The sequence below is a fragment of the Staphylococcus equorum genome, assembly GCF_029531845.1.
GTDB classification, from domain to species: Bacteria; Bacillota; Bacilli; order Staphylococcales; family Staphylococcaceae; genus Staphylococcus; species Staphylococcus equorum_C.
In genome coordinates this window covers 1-3,598 of the sequence record NZ_JAMBPV010000023.1, presented here as the reverse complement: position 1 = coordinate 3,598, position 3,598 = coordinate 1, and the positions used below count along the sequence as shown (strand labels likewise).

Annotated in this window: 4 protein-coding genes and 1 pseudogene; all 5 read right to left on the bottom strand. The window is 38.1% G+C overall.

Translation table 11 applies throughout. The annotated features are described in order from the left end of the window. Positions 1-143 (bottom strand): annotated as a pseudogene (locus M4L39_RS14435) (urease accessory protein UreD); the annotation flags it as partial. Then, positions 143-757 (bottom strand): urease accessory protein UreG, encoded by a 615-nt coding sequence (ureG, locus tag M4L39_RS14430; protein WP_277582619.1) that lies wholly within the window; start codon positions 755-757, stop codon positions 143-145. The pseudogene M4L39_RS14435 and the gene ureG, both read right to left, overlap by 1 nt. 13 nt (positions 758-770) lie before the next feature. Then, a complete protein-coding gene (locus M4L39_RS14425) occupies positions 771-1,460 on the bottom strand; it encodes an urease accessory protein UreF (protein WP_277582618.1) in 690 nt (229 codons plus the stop codon). Beyond that, entirely contained in the window at positions 1,453-1,905 is a 453-nt protein-coding gene (gene ureE / locus M4L39_RS14420) for an urease accessory protein UreE (RefSeq protein ID WP_277582617.1), read from the bottom strand. The genes M4L39_RS14425 and ureE overlap by 8 nt, the downstream gene beginning before the upstream one ends. Positions 1,906-1,915: 10 nt before the next feature. Then, positions 1,916-3,598, bottom strand: a 1,683-nt coding sequence (ureC, locus tag M4L39_RS14415; protein WP_277582616.1) for an urease subunit alpha, incomplete at its 5' end; no start/stop codon positions are given.

Genomic DNA, 3,598 nt, shown 5'->3' with positions numbered 1-3,598 from the left:
GGGATATCAGAGCCATTTAAGTACACTGGACGCATTACTTTTAATGCTCTTTCAAAAAAGATGTCACGCGCAACAGATTTTTTCCCATTATTAAAAACAGTTAAATCTAATTGGCCGGTCCATTTTGGATTTGACGCAGACATTAAGCTAATCCTTTAAGAAATACATCTTGTTCAATCCACTCAAGTACATTGTCTAAGCCATCATCTGTTTTAAGATTTGTAAAAGTGAATGGGCGGTTACCACGGAATGCTTTTGTATCTTCTGCCATGCGTTCTAATGATGCATCAACATAAGGCGCTAAGTCAGTCTTATTGATTACAAAGTAGTCAGATTTAATCATACCTTGTCCACCTTTGCGTGGAATTTTTTCGCCTTGCGCCACATCAATAATATAAATTGAAAAGTCAACGAGTTCCGGACTGAAAGTTGCAGCTAAGTTATCGCCACCAGACTCAATGAAAATAAGTTCTATATCTTCATTGCGTTCTTTTAATTCATCAATTGCTGCAAAGTTCATTGACGCATCTTCACGAATTGCTGTGTGTGGGCATCCACCTGTTTCAACACCGATAATTCTATCTTCAGGTAATACACCTGAGTTAACTAATATTTTTTCATCTTCTTTTGTATATATATCATTAGTGATAACACCAATGCTTAAGTCTTTTGCTAAACGTTTAACAATTTTCTCGATAAGCTGGGTTTTACCTGCACCCACAGGGCCCCCGATACCTATTTTAACTGTCTCTGTCATAAAAATTGTCCTCCTAAGATATAAAAATTCTTACATTAACGTTCTCGTGTTCCATCTGATTGATTTCTAATCCTGGTGCAGTAATACCTAGTTGGGATTCATCCAATGTCATGATATAGTCTCTTGTCTCTTTCATAAGTGGAATCATATGATGGACAATACGTTGGCCAGCAGTTTGTCCCAAAGGAATTGCGCGTACAGCATTTTGAGTTAAACTGGACACGTTTTGATATAAATAATAATCAATAATTGTTTCGATATCGACTCCTAAATGATGTCCTAGCATCGTAAAACAAATGGCAGGATGCAAATTAGCCTTTTTCTCTTTTAGTTGCGCATTGTACCAGTCAATCCAGTCACTGTCATAAAGTTCGGAAGCAAGTTTGACCATACGATTACCCATTTGTTTTGAACCTTGTCGTGTTTCTTTTGGTAAGTTTTGCACGAAAAGAATTTTATCTAATCGCAATATAGATTCTGAATCATTTTGATCAAGCGCATCATAGACTAGGCGCATTGCTAAGCCATCGGCGTATGTCAATTGTTCGTTTAAGAATAACACGAGCCATTGTTGAAAGCTTTCTTCGTCATGGACTGTGTCACGTTGAATATAAGTTTCAAGACCAAACGAATGACTAAATGCACCGGTCGGGAATTGTGAGTCACAAAATTGAAACAGACGTAGGTGTGCATGATCAGTCATGTGAATGACCTATATGTCTAAATGCTTGATTTACTTTACGCTCTTCATGCTCGTATGGAATCCCTAAGTCTTTTAATAATGATTCTACCAAGTAGTCGTATTGTACAAGCATTTCAGTTTCTGTAAATTGTGCTGGTAAATGTCTGTTTCCAAGTTGATGCGCGATATCTCCCATTTCTTGAAGGGTACGTGGTTTAATAACGAGTAAATCTTCAGAATTCACATCTACGATAATCATATTGGTATCGTCTTTATATAAAATATCACCATATTGTAAATCAATAGGTTGTTTTAAACGTATACCAATTGCATTACCATGGTCTGTTGTTACACGTTGAATACGTTTAACTAAATCAGAGTTTTCCAAGTACACTTTTTCTATATGTTTACTTTTTTTACTATCAGAAATGTTAGCGATATTTCCTACAATTTCTTCGATGATCATTTTTTACCTCCTAGAATAAGAAATAGCGTTGAGTTAACGGTAGTTCTGTTGCGGGTTCACTTGTGATTTTTTCACCGTCTACGAATACTTCATATGTTTGTGGATCAACATCTATTTTTGGTGTTGCATTGTTGTTTTTCATATCTGCTTTACTTAACTTACGTATATTGCGAACAGGTCTCACTTTACGTTTTAAACCGAGTACTTTATCAATATCATTATCGTATGCTGTTGAAGATACGAAAGTCATAGAAGTACTTTGCATATTGCCACCTAATTGTCCGTACATTTTACGGTACTTCAATGGTTCGGAAGTAGGAATAGAACCGTTAGCATCACCATTAATGGCTGTATTAATGAGTCCGCCTTTAAGGATGACGTCTGGTTTTACGCCAAAGAAAGCAGGTTCCCACATAATAATATCGGCGAGTTTGCCTTCTTCAATAGAACCAACATAATCTGAAATACCATGTGTAATGGCAGGGTTAATCGTATATTTAGCGATATAACGTTTGATACGATTATTGTCATTATGTTTACTGTCACCTTCTAATGCACCGCGTTGTTCTTTCATACGGTGCGCAACTTGCCAAGTACGTGTGATAACTTCACCGACACGTCCCATAGCTTGAGAATCAGAACTTACCATACTAAATACGCCAATATCATGTAATACATCTTCTGCTGCAATTGTTTCTTTACGAATACGTGAATCAGCAAAGGCGATGTCTTCTGGGATTGCAGCGTTAAGATGGTGTGTAATCATAACCATGTCTAAGTGTTCGTCAATTGTATTCACTGTATAGGGTAAAGTAGGATTTGTAGATGAAGGTAAGATGTTTGGATAAGCAGCTGACTTAATTAAGTCAGGCGCGTGGCCACCACCAGCACCTTCTGTATGGTACATGTGTAATACGCGGTTTTTAACAGCTGCCATCGTTTCTTCCATGAAACCAGCTTCATTTAATGTGTCAGCATGTAAAGCGATTTGAACATCATACTCATCTGCCACTTGTAAAGCATGGTCTAAAGCTGAGGGTGTTGCACCCCAGTCTTCATGGACTTTTAAGCCGATCGCACCAGCATGTACTTGTTCTACTAAGGCAGTGTGATTGACTGCTTGTCCTTTACCAGTGAAACCGATATTTAATGGCAATGATTCCGCTGCTTCTAACATGCGATGTAGATGCCATGGCCCTGGTGTTACAGTAGTTGCTTTAGCTCCTTCAGAGGCACCAGTACCACCGCCAATATGCGTAGTAACCCCACTTTCAAGTGCAACCTGCGACTGTTCAGGATTAACAAAGTGAACGTGTGTGTCTATCCCACCTGCAGTAATGATTTTTCCTTCTGCAGAGATAACATCTGTTGTTGCACCTATGATAATATCGACGTTATCCATGATATCTGGGTTGCCGGATTTACCAATTTTCATGATATAACCATTCTTGATACCAATATCACCTTTAACAACTTTGTCATAATCAATAATCAATGCATTTGTCATAACTAAATCTGCAACGTTTTTATCATCACGCGTTACGTTAGGGTTTTGGGCCATACCGTCTCTGATAGATTTACCGCCACCAAATGCAGCTTCATCACCATACGTTGCGTAATCTTTTTCTACTCTTGCAAATAAATTTGTATCGCCGAGTCTAACGGAGTCACCAACAGTAGGACCATAAAGACT

Excerpts from the sequence above, each read along its gene's own strand:
- ureG (WP_277582619.1), bottom strand. The coding sequence starts at position 757 with ATGACAGAGACAGTTAAAATAGGTATCGGGGGCCCTGTGGGTGCAGGT.
- ureE (WP_277582617.1), bottom strand. The coding sequence starts at position 1,905 with ATGATCATCGAAGAAATTGTAGGAAATATCGCTAACATTTCTGATAGT.
- M4L39_RS14425 (WP_277582618.1), bottom strand. The coding sequence starts at position 1,460 with ATGACTGATCATGCACACCTACGTCTGTTTCAATTTTGTGACTCACAA.